General features: G+C 68.8%; 14 protein-coding genes. 12 read left to right on the top strand and 2 right to left on the bottom strand.

Features of this window, described 5'->3' with window-relative positions; all coding sequences use genetic code 11:
• Positions 1–53: 53 nt before the first annotated feature.
• The 11 genes from RZE77_RS14160 to RZE77_RS14110 all read left to right on the top strand — a co-directional run bounded on the left by RZE77_RS14160 (position 54) and on the right by RZE77_RS14110 (position 9,861).
• Positions 54–2,381 (top strand): heavy metal translocating P-type ATPase, encoded by a 2,328-nt coding sequence (locus RZE77_RS14160; protein WP_319438025.1) that lies wholly within the window; start codon positions 54–56, stop codon positions 2,379–2,381.
• Positions 2,381–2,518 carry a cbb3-type cytochrome oxidase assembly protein CcoS gene (gene ccoS / locus RZE77_RS14155; RefSeq protein ID WP_012747919.1) on the top strand — a complete coding sequence of 46 codons (138 nt, stop codon included), beginning with the start codon at positions 2,381–2,383 and terminating at the stop codon, positions 2,516–2,518. Before RZE77_RS14160 ends, ccoS begins: the two co-directional genes overlap by 1 nt.
• Positions 2,519–2,583: 65 nt before the next feature.
• Positions 2,584–4,023 (top strand): cytochrome-c oxidase, cbb3-type subunit I, encoded by a 1,440-nt coding sequence (ccoN, locus tag RZE77_RS14150; protein ID WP_319438024.1) that lies wholly within the window; start codon positions 2,584–2,586, stop codon positions 4,021–4,023.
• Positions 4,024–4,032: 9 nt separating this feature from the next.
• Positions 4,033–4,662, top strand: a complete 630-nt coding sequence (ccoO, locus tag RZE77_RS14145; protein ID WP_319438023.1) for a cytochrome-c oxidase, cbb3-type subunit II — start codon at positions 4,033–4,035, stop codon at positions 4,660–4,662.
• 13 nt (positions 4,663–4,675) lie between these two features.
• Entirely contained in the window at positions 4,676–4,816 is a 141-nt protein-coding gene (locus RZE77_RS14140; RefSeq protein ID WP_319432715.1) for a cbb3-type cytochrome oxidase subunit 3, read from the top strand.
• A 19-nt stretch (positions 4,817–4,835) separates the two neighbouring features.
• Positions 4,836–5,747, top strand: a complete 912-nt coding sequence (gene ccoP, locus RZE77_RS14135; RefSeq protein ID WP_319438022.1) for a cytochrome-c oxidase, cbb3-type subunit III — start codon at positions 4,836–4,838, stop codon at positions 5,745–5,747.
• 18 nt (positions 5,748–5,765) lie between these two features.
• The gene (ccoG, locus tag RZE77_RS14130) at positions 5,766–7,223 is read left to right on the top strand and encodes a cytochrome c oxidase accessory protein CcoG (RefSeq protein ID WP_319438021.1); all 1,458 of its coding nucleotides are present in this window, start codon (positions 5,766–5,768) and stop codon (positions 7,221–7,223) included.
• A gap of 10 nt (positions 7,224–7,233) precedes the next feature.
• Entirely contained in the window at positions 7,234–7,503 is a 270-nt protein-coding gene (locus RZE77_RS14125) for a FixH family protein (protein WP_319438020.1), read from the top strand.
• Positions 7,500–7,751 carry a hypothetical protein gene (locus RZE77_RS14120; protein WP_319432707.1) on the top strand — a complete coding sequence of 84 codons (252 nt, stop codon included), beginning with the start codon at positions 7,500–7,502 and terminating at the stop codon, positions 7,749–7,751. Before RZE77_RS14125 ends, RZE77_RS14120 begins: the two co-directional genes overlap by 4 nt.
• Positions 7,748–9,160: an oxygen-independent coproporphyrinogen III oxidase gene (gene hemN / locus RZE77_RS14115; protein ID WP_319438019.1), complete on the top strand. Its 1,413-nt coding sequence runs from the start codon at positions 7,748–7,750 to the stop codon at positions 9,158–9,160. The genes RZE77_RS14120 and hemN overlap by 4 nt, the downstream gene beginning before the upstream one ends.
• Before the next feature lie 2 nt (positions 9,161–9,162).
• Positions 9,163–9,861 (top strand): sulfite exporter TauE/SafE family protein, encoded by a 699-nt coding sequence (locus RZE77_RS14110; RefSeq protein WP_319438018.1) that lies wholly within the window; start codon positions 9,163–9,165, stop codon positions 9,859–9,861.
• Between the two features lie 30 nt (positions 9,862–9,891).
• On the opposite strand, the gene RZE77_RS14105 is transcribed toward RZE77_RS14110, so the two are convergent.
• Both RZE77_RS14105 and RZE77_RS14100 read right to left on the bottom strand, forming a co-directional pair.
• The gene (locus RZE77_RS14105; RefSeq protein WP_319438017.1) at positions 9,892–12,243 is read right to left on the bottom strand and encodes a phosphoketolase family protein; all 2,352 of its coding nucleotides are present in this window, start codon (positions 12,241–12,243) and stop codon (positions 9,892–9,894) included.
• Complete coding sequence (locus RZE77_RS14100) at positions 12,236–12,472, bottom strand: BON domain-containing protein (RefSeq protein ID WP_319438016.1); 237 nt, start codon at positions 12,470–12,472, stop codon at positions 12,236–12,238. Before RZE77_RS14100 ends, RZE77_RS14105 begins: the two co-directional genes overlap by 8 nt.
• Positions 12,473–12,744: 272 nt before the next feature.
• On the opposite strand from RZE77_RS14100, the gene RZE77_RS14095 reads away from it, so the two are divergent.
• Positions 12,745–13,932, top strand: coding sequence for a DesA family fatty acid desaturase (locus RZE77_RS14095; protein WP_319438015.1), 1,188 nt, complete (start codon positions 12,745–12,747; stop codon positions 13,930–13,932).
• The last annotated feature ends 29 nt before the right edge of the window (positions 13,933–13,961 follow it).

The raw sequence follows: 13,961 nt of genomic DNA, 5'->3' as shown, positions 1-13,961 counted from the left end.
GCCGCTTGATGCAGATCAAATGCGCGCGCCCGGCCGGCCCTTAGCCTTGCCCGATGCAAGCCGCGCTCGCCTCTTTTTCCCCGGCCGCCGCGCTCCCACGGGCACCCCGTGAAGCGTGGCAGGTGCTCGACGATCCCGCCGAATGGCCCGCGTTCGGCCATGTGCTCGAAGGCGGCGATGCGGGCACGGGGCGCTGGGAATCGCAGGTGGCGGTGGAAGGCATGCACTGCGCGGGCTGCGGCCTGGCCGTGGAGGCGGCGCTGCTGGGCGTGGCGGGCGTGCTCGAGGTGCAGGTGAACGCCGCGAGCCAGCGCGCACGCGTGGTGTGGTCCGCCGCGCTGACGCGGCCTTCGCGCTGGTTCGAGGCCTGCGAGGCCGCCGGCTACCGGCTGGTGCCCGCCGCCGACAGCTCCGCACGCGAGCGCCGTTCGCGCGAGCTGCGGCTCGCGCTCTGGCGCTGGCTGGTGTCGGGCTTCTGCATGATGCAGGTGATGATGTATGCCTACCCGGCCTACATCGCGCAGCCCGGCGAAATGACGCCGGACGCCGCGCAGCTGCTTCGCTGGGCCTCCTGGGTGCTGACGCTGCCGGTGCTGTTCTTCTCCTGCGGGCCGTTCTTTCGCAGTGCGTGGCGCGATCTGCGCCATGCGCGCATCGGCATGGACGTGCCGGTCGCCTTCGGCATCGCCATTGCATTCGCGGTCAGCACCGCGGCCACCTTCGACAGCGCGGGCGCGCTGGGCCACGAGGTCTATTTCGACTCGCTGACCATGTTCGTCTTCTTCCTGCTCACGGGCCGCTGGCTCGAGGCGCGGCTGCGCGACCGCACGGCCGGCTCGCTCGAGGCCGTGATGAACCGCCTGCCCGACGGCGTCGAGCGGCTCGGGGCCGATGGCGGTTGGCAGCGCGTGGCGGTGCGGCGCTTGGCTGCAGGCGACGTCGTGCGGGTGCGCCCGGGCGAGGCCTTTCCGGCCGACGGCGTGCTGGTCGACGGCGGCACCAGCACCGACGAAGCACTGCTGACCGGCGAATCCCGCCCCGTGGCGCGGGCGCGCGGCGAGCGCGTGCTGGCGGGCAGCCACAACCTGTCGGCGACCGTGCAGGTGCGCATCGAATCGGTGGGCGAGGGCACGCGCTTCGCGCAGATCGTGCGGCTCATGGAGAGCGCCGCGCTCAGCAAGCCGCGCCTGGCCCAGCTGGCCGACCGCATCGCGCGGCCGTTTCTCGTGCTGGTGCTGGTGTCGGCCGCCGGGGCCGCGGCCTTCTGGTGGCATGCCGACCCGGGCCGCGCGCTGATGGTGGCGGTGGCGGTGCTGATCGTGACCTGCCCGTGCGCGCTGTCGCTCGCAACGCCGGCCGCCATGCTCGCGAGCGCGGGCGCACTGGCGCGCGGCGGCGTGCTGACGTCCAACCTGCAGGCGCTGGAGGCACTGGCCGCGGTCGACACAGTGATCTTCGACAAGACGGGCACGCTGACCGGCGACACGCCGCGCCTCGAACGCGTCTACTGCCGCCAGGGTTTGCGCCCGGGCGATGCGCTGGAGATCGGCGCCGCGCTCGGCGCGCACTCGCTGCATCCGGGCGCGCGGGCGCTGGTGAATGCATGGAATGCGCAATTCCGCTCGCCGCCCGCCTGGGAGGTGACGCAGCCGGCCGAACTGGCCGGCCTCGGGCTCGAAGGCCTGCTGCGCCGCAGCGCGGCCGGCGATGCTCCGGCGCGGCGCGTGCGGCTGGGCTCGGCGAGCCACTGCAACGTGGCGCCGCTGCAGGTGGAGGCGCCGCAGGTGCACCTCAGCGACGAGCAGGGCTGGATCGCGAGCTTCGTGCTGGCCGAGGAGCTGCGCCCGGACGCCGCCGCCGCCGTGGCGGCACTGCAGGCCGAAGGCGTCACGGTGCGCCTGCTGTCGGGCGACCGCGACAGCGCCGCGCGGGAGATCGCCGCGCGCGCCGGCATCGAATTCGCCCAGGGCGGCTGCACGCCCGAAGACAAGCTCGAGGTCCTGTGGCGCCTGCAGGCCGAAGGCCGGCAGGTGGCGATGGTGGGCGACGGCCTGAACGACGGGCCTTCGCTGGCACGCGCGAATGCCTCCTTCGCCTTCGGGCGCGCCGTGCCGCTCGCGCGCGCGCGGGCCGACTTCGTGGTGCCGGGCGACGCGCTCGCGGCCATTCCGCGCACCATCGCGCAGGCGCGGCGAACGCTGCGCGTGGTGCGGCAGAACCTTGCATGGGCGGCCGGCTACAACGCGCTGTGCGTGCCGCTGGCCGTCATGGGCTGGCTGCCCGCATGGCTGGCCGGACTGGGCATGGCGGCGAGTTCGCTGGTGGTGGTGCTCAACGCCGCGCGGCTCGCGGCCCCCACCGCGGGCAAGGCGGTGCGCTGATGGACATCCTCTTCCTGCTGATCCCGCTGTCGGTCGTGCTCGTGCTCGCCATCCTCGGCGGGCTGTGGTGGGCGATCGAGCGCGGCCAGTTCGAAGACATCGAGATCGAAGGCGACCGCATCCTGCGCGGCGATTGATCTGCATCAAACCGGCCGGCCGGGGGCGCGGGGACACTGCCCGCAGTCCATCAAGAGGCACCACGATGCAAGAACCCAATCCTCCCGCAGCGATCTACGACGACACCGCCGTGCGGCAGTTCGCCCTCATGTCCGTGGTCTGGGGCGTGGTCGGCATGCTGGTCGGCGTGATCATCGCCACCGAGCTCGCCTGGCCCGAATTCAGCCTCGGCATCCCATGGCTCAGCTACGGACGGCTGCGGCCGCTGCACACCAACGCGGTGATCTTCGCGTTCGGCGGCTGTGCGCTCATGGCCACCAGCTTCCATGTGGTGCAGCGCACCTGCCAGGTCCGGCTGTTCGCGCCGGCGCTCGCGTCGTTCGTGTTCTGGGGTTGGCAGGCCGTGATCGTGGCCGCCGCCATCAGCCTGCCGCTGGGCTACACCACGGGCAAGGAGTACGCCGAGCTCGAATGGCCCATCGACATCCTGATCACGGTGGTGTGGGTGGCCTATGCGGTGGTGTTCTTCGGCACCATCGGCATCCGCAAGGTGCGCCACATCTACGTGGCCAACTGGTTCTACGGCGCGTTCATCATCGCGGTGGCGCTGCTGCACATCGTCAACAGCGCCGAGATTCCGGCGGGCTGGATGAAGAGCTACTCGGCCTATGCCGGCGTGCAGGACGCGATGGTGCAGTGGTGGTACGGCCACAACGCGGTGGGCTTCTTCCTCACCGCGGGCTTCCTCGGGATGATGTACTACTACATCCCCAAGCAGGCCGGCCGGCCGGTGTATTCGTACCGGCTTTCCATCGTCCACTTCTGGGCGCTGATCTTCACCTACATGTGGGCCGGCCCGCACCACCTGCACTACACGGCGCTGCCGGACTGGACGCAGTCGCTGGGCATGGTGTTCTCGCTGATCCTGCTCGCGCCGAGCTGGGGCGGCATGATCAACGGCGTCATGACGCTCTCGGGCGCCTGGCACAAGCTGCGCACCGACCCGATCCTGCGCTTCCTGATCGTGGCGCTGTCGTTCTACGGCATGTCGACCTTCGAGGGTCCGATGATGTCGATCAAGACCGTCAACGCCCTGAGCCACTACACCGACTGGACCGTCGGCCACGTGCACTCCGGCGCACTGGGCTGGGTGGGCTTCATCACGATGGGCTCGCTCTATTACCTGATCCCGCGCATGTACGGCCGCACCGCCATGTACAGCGTGAAGGCCATCGAGGCGCACTTCTGGATGGCCACCATCGGCATCGTGCTGTACATCGCCGCCATGTGGATCGCCGGCGTGATGCAGGGCCTGATGTGGCGCGCCATCAACCCCGACGGCACGCTCACCTACACCTTCGTGGAGAGCGTGAAGGCCACCTTCCCGTTCTACGTGGTGCGGCTTGCCGGCGGCCTGCTGTACCTGGCGGGAATGCTGGTGATGGCCTGGAACGTGTGGATGACCGTCATCTCCGGGCGCTCCATGCAGGCCGCCATTCCGCCCGTTGCCATTGCCCACGCCTGAGGAAGCGCCATGACGCAGAAGACCCCCTCCAAGAGCGGCTTCACCCATGAGAAGGTGGAGACCAACAACCTGCTGATGATCGTGCTGATTCTCGTGGTGGTCGCCATCGGCGGCCTGGTCGAGATCGTGCCGCTGTTCTTCCAGAAGTCGACCACCGAGCCGATCCAGGGCCTGAAGCCGCACACGGCGCTGCAGCTGGCCGGCCGCGACGTCTACCTGCGCGAGGGCTGCTACAACTGCCACTCGCAGATGATCCGGCCGTTCCGCTCGGAGACGCTGCGCTACGGCCACTACTCGGTGGCGGGCGAGTTCGTCTACGACCATCCGTTCCAGTGGGGCAGCAAGCGCACCGGCCCGGACCTGCACCGCGTGGGCGGCAAGTACAGCGACGAATGGCAGCGCATCCACCTGAACAACCCGCGCGACCTGGTGCCCGAATCGAACATGCCGGCCTATGCCTGGCTCGACAAGAACCTCGTCGATGCCGACGCCATTCCGCGCCACATGCGCGCGCTGCGAAAGGTCGGCGTGCCGTACACGGACGAGGACATCGCCCGCGCCGCCGAAGACGTGCGCGGCAAGACCGAGATGGACGCCACGGTGGCGTACCTGCAATCGCTGGGCCTCGCGCTCAAGTAGGGAGCACCGAACCATGATCGACATCACCACCTTGCGCGTTGCCGCAACCGTTTCCTGCTTTGTGCTTTTCCTCGGCATCGTGGCCTGGGCCTATGCCCGGCGCAACGCGCCGCGCTTCGAGGAAGCCGCGCACCTGCCGTTCGAGCAGGACTGAAGAACAAAAGGGGCCCACGATGAGCGATTTCGTCAACAACTTCTGGTCCAACTACGTTGCCGCCGGCACGGTGCTGAGCATCCTCGGATGCATGCTGCTGCTGTGGCTCACGGCCCGCAAGCGCGTGCCTTCCGATGCGGACAACACCACCGGCCACGTCTGGGACGAGGACCTGCGCGAGTCCAACAATCCGCTGCCCATGTGGTGGATCGGCCTTTTCGTGCTGACCATCTTCTTCTCGGTGGGCTACCTGGTGGTCTTTCCCGGCCTGGGCAGCTTCAGCGGCCAGGCGAACTGGAGCACCCGGAGCGAATACGACGAGGAGGTCGCCAAGGCCACCGCGGCGCTGGCGCCGGTCTACGCGAGTTATGCCGGCATGCCGATGGAGGACATCGCGCGCGAACCCAAGGCCATGGCCATCGGCGAGCGCCTGTTCATGAACAACTGCTCCCAGTGCCACGGCTCCGACGCGCGCGGCAGCAAGGGCTTTCCCAACCTGACCGACAAGGACTGGCTGCATGGCGGCGCGCCCGAGAAGATCGCCGAGACCATCACCAAGGGCCGTACCGGCACCATGCCGCCGATGGCCGCGGCGGTGGGCACGCAGGAGGACGTCAAGAACCTGGCGAACTATGTGCTGAGCCTCTCGGGTGCGCCGCACGACTCGGTGCGCGCCGGCCTCGGCAAGTCGAAGTTCACGGTATGCGCTGCCTGCCACGGCATCGGCGGTGTCGGCAACCAGGCGGTGGGCGCGCCCAACCTGAGCGACAAGCTCTGGCTGCACGGCTACGGCGAGACGGCCATCGTGCAGATCGTCAACGCCGGCAAGCACAGCGAGATGCCCGCGCAGGAAGGCCGCCTCACCGAGGCGCAGATCAAGCTGCTCGCGTCCTATGTATGGGGATTCTCCAATCCTGCGACGGGGCCCTGAGGCCGCCGGATCGTCACCATGGACCCATCCGCTCCCGTCTCCGCATCGGCCCCGGCCGTTCCCGGCACGCGCAAGATCATTCCCATCGCAGCGGCCGAGAGCGAGTCGGTGGGCCTGTACGAGGCCTCGAAGAAGATCTATCCGCGCACCGTCCGCGGCATGTTCGCACGCTGGCGCTGGGCCATGGTCTTCCTGACCCAGCTGGTGTTCTACGGCCTGCCCTGGGCCGAGTGGGGCGAGCGGCAGTTGGTGCTGTTCGACCTGGCCGCGCGGCGCTTCTACGTCTTCGGCCTGGTGCTGTACCCGCAGGACCTGATCTACCTCTCGGGGCTGCTGGTGGTGAGCGCGCTGGCGCTCTTTCTCTTCACCGCCGTGGCCGGTCGGCTGTGGTGCGGCTACGCCTGCCCGCAGACCGTCTACACCGAGATCTTCATGTGGGTGGAGCACAAGATCGAGGGCAACCGCACCGCGCGCATGCGGCTGGACGCGGAATCGATGTCGCTCGAGAAGCTGGTGAAGAAGTGGTTCAAGCACCTGGTGTGGATCGGCATCGCCATGTGGACTGGCTTCACCTTCGTGGGCTACTTCACGCCCATCCGGGAGCTGGGCATGGCCTTCCTGCAGTCCCGGATGGGCTCGTGGGAAGTGTTCTGGGTCTTCTTCTACGGCTTTGCAACCTATGGCAACGCGGGCTTCATGCGCGAGCAGGTGTGCAAGTACATGTGCCCGTATGCGCGTTTCCAGAGCGCCATGTTCGACCGCGACACGCTCATCGTCAGCTACGACCCGAAGCGCGGCGAGCCGCGTGCGCCCAGGCGCAAGGGTGTCGATCCGCGCAGCATGGCGCTGGGCGACTGCATCGACTGCGGGCTGTGCGTGCAGGTGTGCCCGACCGGCATCGACATCCGCCAGGGGCTGCAGTACGAATGCATCGGCTGCGGCCTGTGCGTGGACGCCTGCGACACGGTGATGCAGAAGATGGCCTATGCGCCGCGGCTGATCCGCTACGACACGCAGAACGGCATGGAGGCAGGATGGTCGCGCCGCCAGCTGGTGCGCCGCGTGCTGCGTCCGCGCGTGCTGGTCTACAGCGCCATCCTGTCGGTGCTGGTCATCGGGCTGCTCGCGAGCCTTGTCGCGCGCACGCCGCTGAAGGTGGACGTGGTGCGCGACCGCGCGTCGCTCGCCCGCATCGTCGAGGACGGCCGGCTCGAGAACGTCTACCGGCTCCAGATCATGAACGCCACCGAGGAGGCGCACGACTACCGCATTGCCGCCCACGGCATTGAGGGGCTGCGCGTCTCGCCGGGCGAGCCGGTCACGATCGGCCCGGCCCAGTCGCGGTGGGTCGCCGTGCGGCTGCAGGTGCCCTACGGCGCCGTGCCCGCCGGTTCACACACGGTGCACTTCGACATCCGGGACGAACGCAGCGGTATTCAGGTGTCGGAAAAAGCGGCCTTCCTGGTGCCGCGCTGAAGGAGACGATATGAACACGACGACGAACGAACCGCTGGCCGCCGACGATCCATGGTGGCGCCATCCGCTGCTCTGGATGGTGATTGCCGGCCCCGCGCTGGTGGTGGTCGCGAGCTTCGTGACCTTCTGGTATGCCTGGGGCAGCCCCGACCCGCTGGTGTCGGAAGACTATTACCGCCGCGGCGTCGAGATCAACAAGACCCTGGCCGACAAGAAGCTGATGCCCGCCGTCAAGGGCAGGAACCATGCGGCAACGCCGGCCGAGGCCGTGCGACCATGAGCTCGTCGCGCCAGCTGATCGGCATCCTCTGGCCCGCGTTCCTGCTGGCCTGCGCCATGGAGCTGCTGGTGTTCGCGCTGGTCGATCCGTCCGACCTGCACTGGGGCGGCGAGGCGCTGCGGATGTCGCGCCAGGGTGTCTACACCGTGGCCTTCTTCCTTTTCTGGGGCATGGCGGCGGCCTCGAGCGCATTCACCGCGCTGCTGGCCATGCCGCCGTCCCGCGAACCTCCCGAGCATCCGCAATGACACAGCCTTGCACCGCTTCCGCCGAGCCTGCAGACGCCGCCCCCTTGTCCAACGCCGTGCTGCGGCAGTTCGACGTTGCCGGCCCGCGCTACACCTCGTATCCCACGGCCGACCGCTTCGCCGAGGCCTTCGGCCCGGACGACTACGCAGCCGCGCTGCGCGAGCGGCGCGATGCGGGCGCCTCGGCGCCGCCGCTGTCGCTCTATGTGCACATTCCGTTCTGCGAATCGTTGTGCTACTACTGCGCATGCAACAAGGTGGTGACGCGGCACCGCGAGCGGGCCACCCAGTACCTGGCGTACCTGGCCCGCGAGACCCGGCTCCAGGCCGCGCAGCTGGGCCGCCGCGCCACCGTGAGCCAGCTGCACCTGGGTGGCGGCACGCCCACCTTCCTGAGCGACGCGGAGCTCGGTGAACTGCTGGCCATGCTGCGCGAATCCTTCGACTTCATGCCCGGCGGCGAATGGTCCATCGAGATCGATCCGCGCACCGTCGATGCCGCGCGGCTCACCAGCCTGGCGGCGCTGGGTTTCAACCGGCTGAGCTTCGGCGTGCAGGACTTCGACCCCGAGGTGCAGCAGGCCGTGCACCGCATCCAGCCCGCGCACCAGGTGTTCGGGTTGATGGCCGATGCGCGCGCGCTGGGGTTCGAGTCGATCAACGCCGACCTGATCTACGGGCTGCCGCGCCAGAACGATGCGTCCTTCGAACGCACGATGGCCCAGGTCTGCGAGCTTCGGCCCGACCGCATCGCGCTCTATGCCTATGCGCACCTGCCCGAACGCTTCAAGCCGCAGCGGCGCATTGCCGCGGAGGAGCTGCCCGACGCCGCGGCGCGCGTGCGCATGCTCTCGCGCGCCATTGCCACGCTCGGCGATGCCGGCTATGTCTACATCGGCATGGACCACTTCGCGCTGCCGGACGACCCGCTCGCGGTGGCCAAGCGGCAGGGGCGGCTGCAGCGCGACTTCCAGGGCTACAGCACGCAGCCGGAGGGCGACCTGGTGGCGCTCGGCGTTTCCGCAATCGGCCGCATCGGCGCCACCTACAGCCAGAACGCCAAGACACTCGAAAGCTACTACGACCTGCTCGACCAGGGCCGCCTGCCGGTGGTTCGCGGCCTTGCGCTTTCGCGCGACGACGTGCTGCGGCGCGCGGTCATCATGGCGGTGATGTGCAGGGGGCGGGTGATGTTCGATGCCATCGGCGAGGCGCACCGCATCGACTTCCGGCACTACTTCGCGGCCGAGATCGCGGCGCTCGGGCCGCTCGCGGCCCAGGGGCTGGTGCGGGTCGGCGACCACGACATCGAGGTCACGGCGCAGGGCTGGTTCGTGGTGCGCGCCATTGCCATGGTGTTCGACCGCTATTGCCGAGAGAACCGCACGCGCTTTTCGCGCGTGGTCTGAGCATGCAGACCGCATGGGCCGGCGCCGCCTTGCTGATGGGCCTTGCAGGCGGCCCGCATTGCGTGGCCATGTGCGGCGCGGCCTCGGCCGCCGTGATCCGCATCGTGCCGGTGGCGGCGGGCGGCCATGGCGGCACAGCCTTCGCGGCGCCGGCGGCCTTCCACCTGGGCCGCATCGCGAGCTACGCCGCCGCGGGCGCCATCGCCGCCGCGAGCGTGGACAGCCTGGCCCAGGCCAGCGCACAGGTCGCCGCGCTCAGGCCGCTGTGGATGCTGCTGCATGTGTTCGTGTTCGCATGGGGCGCCATGCTGGCCGTCGCGGGCCGGCAGCCGGTATGGGCGCAGCGCATCGGCCGAACGCTCGAAGCGCGCCTTCGTCCGATGGCCGGGGGCACGCCGCTGGGCCTGCTGGCAGCCGGCGCACTCTGGGTGGCCATGCCTTGCGGGCTGCTCTACTCGGCGCTGCTGCTGGCCAGCCTGGGCAACGGTCCGCTGCAGGGCGGCCTCGCAATGATGTCGTTTGCCATCGGCAGTGGCATCTCGCTGGTGCTGGCGCCATGGCTGTGGCAGCGGTTGCGCTGGGGCGGCACCGGCCGGCTCCAGGCCTGGGGCGCTCGCCTGGCGGGCGTGCTGCTGGCGGCGGTGGCGCTGCAGGCGCTCTGGTCGGACCTCGGCCACCGGATCGCGGACTGGTGCCGCTGACGGCGCGCGCCGGACCCGGCTGCCGCGCGTTCAGTTCGTCCAGCGCCAGTCCTCGATCTCCGGCATGTCCTTGCCGTGCAGGTTGACGTAGGCGCGGTGCTCCAGCAGCTTGTCGCGCAGATGCTGCTGCACGTGGCCCGCGCTGTTGCGAAAGCGCTCCACGCGCGCAATGGCGTCGGCGGCCAGGTGGAAGCGGTCGAGCCGGTTGAGCACGGTCATGTCGAACGGCGTGGTGGTGGTGCCTTCCTCGCAGTAGCCGTGCACATGGAAGTTGTCGTGGTTGGTCCGCTTGTAGCTGAGCCGGTGGACCAGCGAGGGATAGCCGTGGAACGCGAAGACCACCGGCCGGTCGGTGGTGAAGACGGCGTCGAAGTCCGCGTCGGGCAGTCCGTGCGGATGCGCATCGGGCGACTGCAGCGCCATCAGGTCGACCACGTTCACCACGCGCACCTTCAGCTCCGGCAGCATCCTGCGCAGCAGGTCGGCGGCCGCCAGCGTCTCGAGCGTTGGCACGTCGCCCGCGCAGGCCATCACCACGTCGGGCGCGCCATCTTCGTCGTTGCTGGCCCAGGTCCAGATGCCCAGGCCCACGGTGCAGTGGCGCACCGCCGATTCGATGTCCAGCCACTGCGGGCCCGGCTGCTTGCCCGCAACGATCACGTTCACGTAGTTGCGGCTCTGCAGGCAATGGTCGACCACCGACAGCAGCGTGTTGGCATCGGGCGGCAGGTACACGCGCACCACCTCGGCCTTCTTGTTGACCACGTGGTCGAGAAAACCCGGGTCCTGGTGGCTGAAGCCGTTGTGGTCCTGCCGCCAGACATGGCTGGTGAGCAGGTAGTTGAGCGAGGCGATCGGGCGGCGCCAGCCGATGCCGCGCGTCACCTTGAGCCACTTGGCATGCTGATTGAACATCGAATCGACGATGTGGATGAAGGCCTCGTAGCACGAGAAGAAGCCATGGCGCCCGGTGAGCAGGTAGCCTTCGAGCCAGCCCTGGCAGAGGTGCTCGCTGAGCACCTCCATCACGCGGCCGTCGGGCGACACGTGGTCGTCGCCGGCGAGGATCTCGGCGGTGGAAGTCCGCGCGGTGACGTCGAACAGCGCGCCCAGCCGGTTCGACGTGGTTTCGTCCGGCCCCATGACGCGGAAGTTGCGCGCCGCCTCGTTGCGGCGCATAACCTCGCGCAGGAACAGGCCCGCAACGCGCGTGGCCTCCGCATCCACCGCGCCGGGCGCCGCAACTTCGACCGCGTGGTCGCGGAAGGGCGGCATGGCCAGGTCCCGGAGCAGCAGGCCGCCGTTGGCGTGCGGATTGGCGCTCATGCGCCTCGCCCCCTTGGGCGCCAGCGCCGCGATCTCGGGCCGCAGCGCGCCGCCTTCGTCGAACAGCTCCTCGGGCCGGTAGCTGCGCATCCAGTCTTCGAGCAGGCCCACATGCTCCGGCTTGGCGGCAAAGCCGGTGAGCGGCACCTGGTGCGCGCGGAAGGTGCCCTCGACCGGCACGCCGTCCACCTGCCGCGGCCCGGTCCAGCCCTTGGGCGAACGCAGCACGATCATCGGCCAGCGCGGCCGCTCGCGGAACCCGTTCTCGCGGGCGCTGGCCTGGATGGCGTGGATCTGGTCGAGCGCCTTGTCGAGCGCGGCCGCCATCAGCCGGTGCATCTGCGCGGGCTCGTGGCCGGCAACGAAGTACGGCTCGTGCCCGTAGCCCCGCAGCAGTTGCGCCAGCTCTTCGTCCGGAATGCGCGCGAGCACCGTGGGACCGGCGATCTTGTAGCCGTTCAGGTGCAGGACCGGCAGCACGGCGCCGTCGCTCTCGGGGTTCAGGAACTTGTTGGAATGCCAGCTTGCCGCGAGGGCGCCGGTCTCGGCCTCGCCGTCGCCGATCACGCAGCAGGCGAGCAGGGCGGGGTTGTCGAACACCGCGCCGTAGGCGTGCAGCAGCGAATAGCCGAGCTCGCCGCCTTCATGGATCGAGCCCGGCGTTTCGGGTGCCACATGGCTCGGAATGCCGCCCGGGAACGAGAACTGCGTGAAGAGCCGCTTCATGCCATCGGCGTTGCGGCCGATGGCGGGGTAGACCTCGCTGTAGCTGCCCTCGAGATAGGTGTTGGCGACCACGCCCGGGCCGCCGTGGCCGGGACCGGCGATGAAGATGGCGTCGAGCTCGCGGGCCGCGATGGCGCGGTTCATGTGCGCATAGACGAAATTCAGGCCCGGTGTCGTGCCCCAGTGGCCCAGCAGCCGCGGCTTGATGTGCGAAAGGCTCAGCTTCTCGCGCAGCAGCGGGTTGTCCATCAGGTAGATCTGGCCCACGGACAGGTAGTTGGCCGCGCGCCACCAGGCGTCCAGCAGCGCGAAGTCGTCCTGTTCAGTCATTGTTCGTGCATTCCGCGGTGGTCAGCCGGTTGACGATCAGCGTGACGCCTTCGGCGCGGCGCACGGCGCGCTCCACGGCGCTCTTCAGATCCTCGCTGGCCAGTTGGCCATGCAAGGTGACCACGCCGTCGGCCACGCGCACATCGACATCGCAGCCGAACACCGCCGGGTCCCAGTTCAGTTGGGCGAAGACCTCGTGCCTGAGTTGAATATCGGGGTTCAGGTTCATCTCAAACCTTTCAAAGAGAGGAGGGGCTTCCTGCTCGGCGTCCGCTGTCCACGTGCCCCTTGCCGACACTATCGGCGCACACGGCCCGCACCCTTGCTTCGCGCTGCAATTCCAGTGTTAGCTGCGGGCTCTTTGCGTCGCCTTCTTTCACATCTTTTACGCGGTTGCCGAACGCCTTCATTCTTCGGCCGCAGCGCCGCGGCGCGCTTGCGCCATATCAAGGTCCGTGCGCCAGGGGCTTTGCAGAATGCGCGATCGTTCAAGAGGTGCAAATGCAGCCGTCCGTACTCCTTTCCGGCGTCTTCGATCTTCCATGGTGGGGCGCCGTGCTCGTGGCGCTCGCGCTGACCCACGTGACCATTGCCTCGGTCACCATCTTCCTGCATCGCCACCAGGCGCACCGCGCACTGGAGCTGCATCCCGCGGCCAGCCATTTCTTCCGCTTCTGGCTCTGGCTGACCACGGGCATGGTGACGAAGGAATGGGCCGCGGTGCACCGCAAGCACCACGCGAAGTGCGACACGCCCGAAGATCCGCACAGTCCGCAGGTGCTGGGCATCCACCGGGTGCTGTGGGGCGGCGTCTTCCTCTACATCCGCGAAAGCGACAAGCCGGAAACCATCGCGCGCTACGGCCACGGCACGCCGGACGACTGGATCGAGCGCAGGCTGTATTCGCGCCACAAGATCCTCGGCATCGTGCTGATGGGCATCGTGGACATGGTGCTCTTCGGCGTGGTGCCCGGCGGGCTGATTCTTCTCGTGCAGATTGCGTGGATCCCGTTCTGGGCCGCCGGCGTGGTCAACGGCATCGGCCACTACTGGGGCTACCGCAACTGGGCATCGCCCGACGCCAGCACCAACATCTCGCCGATCGGCATCCTCATCGGCGGGGAAGAGCTCCACAACAACCACCACGCGTTTCCCACCTCGGCCAAGCTGTCGTGCAAGTGGTATGAATTCGATGCGGGATGGCTCTACATCCGCACGCTGCAGGCACTCGGCCTTGCCACCGTGAAGCACGTGGCGCCGACGCCGCGGCTCGCGGCGCCCAAGCCGGCCGTCGACCTGGACACTGTGCAGGCGGTCATCCGGTGCCACTACGACGTGCTCTCGAGCTATGCGCGCTCCCTGAAGCAGGCCTACGCCGAAGAGCTCAGCCGGCTGCGCCGCCTGTCGCCACGCGAGGCCGATTCGCTGCGGGCCGTGAGGCACTGGCTGGCCAAGGACGAGCGCATGCTCGACGAATCGCGGCGCATGCGGCTCGCGCTGGCTTTGCGCGGATCGCGCGCGCTCGATACGATGTACTCGATGCGCAGGGAACTGACGGCACTGTGGAGCCGTTCCGCCGCAACCGGTGAACAGCTGGTCAGGCAGCTGCAGGACTGGTGCCAGCGTGCGGAAGCCAGCGGCATCGCGCCCCTGGCCGAGTTCTCGAAGCGCCTGCGTTCCTACGCCTGAGCGGCCGGGCGGCAACGAACGGATGCTTG

Origin of the sequence: Variovorax sp. SPNA7 (assembly GCF_033807855.1) — a bacterium.
GTDB classification, from domain to species: Bacteria; Pseudomonadota; Gammaproteobacteria; order Burkholderiales; family Burkholderiaceae_C; genus Variovorax; species Variovorax beijingensis.
This window is presented reverse-complemented; position numbering and strand designations above follow the sequence as displayed.

Bases quoted from the DNA above. Each gene is read 5' to 3' on its own strand.
- RZE77_RS14110 (WP_319438018.1), top strand. From the start codon at position 9,163: ATGCAGACCGCATGGGCCGGCGCCGCCTTGCTGATGGGCCTTGCAGGC.
- ccoP (WP_319438022.1), top strand. From the start codon at position 4,836: ATGAGCGATTTCGTCAACAACTTCTGGTCCAACTACGTTGCCGCCGGC.
- RZE77_RS14160 (WP_319438025.1), top strand. From the start codon at position 54: ATGCAAGCCGCGCTCGCCTCTTTTTCCCCGGCCGCCGCGCTCCCACGG.
- ccoG (WP_319438021.1), top strand. From the start codon at position 5,766: ATGGACCCATCCGCTCCCGTCTCCGCATCGGCCCCGGCCGTTCCCGGC.
- RZE77_RS14120 (WP_319432707.1), top strand. From the start codon at position 7,500: ATGAGCTCGTCGCGCCAGCTGATCGGCATCCTCTGGCCCGCGTTCCTG.
- RZE77_RS14125 (WP_319438020.1), top strand. From the start codon at position 7,234: ATGAACACGACGACGAACGAACCGCTGGCCGCCGACGATCCATGGTGG.
- ccoO (WP_319438023.1), top strand. From the start codon at position 4,033: ATGACGCAGAAGACCCCCTCCAAGAGCGGCTTCACCCATGAGAAGGTG.
- RZE77_RS14095 (WP_319438015.1), top strand. From the start codon at position 12,745: ATGCAGCCGTCCGTACTCCTTTCCGGCGTCTTCGATCTTCCATGGTGG.
- RZE77_RS14140 (WP_319432715.1), top strand. From the start codon at position 4,676: ATGATCGACATCACCACCTTGCGCGTTGCCGCAACCGTTTCCTGCTTT.
- RZE77_RS14100 (WP_319438016.1), bottom strand. From the start codon at position 12,472: ATGAACCTGAACCCCGATATTCAACTCAGGCACGAGGTCTTCGCCCAA.
- ccoS (WP_012747919.1), top strand. From the start codon at position 2,381: ATGGACATCCTCTTCCTGCTGATCCCGCTGTCGGTCGTGCTCGTGCTC.
- RZE77_RS14105 (WP_319438017.1), bottom strand. From the start codon at position 12,243: ATGACTGAACAGGACGACTTCGCGCTGCTGGACGCCTGGTGGCGCGCG.
- hemN (WP_319438019.1), top strand. From the start codon at position 7,748: ATGACACAGCCTTGCACCGCTTCCGCCGAGCCTGCAGACGCCGCCCCC.
- ccoN (WP_319438024.1), top strand. From the start codon at position 2,584: ATGCAAGAACCCAATCCTCCCGCAGCGATCTACGACGACACCGCCGTG.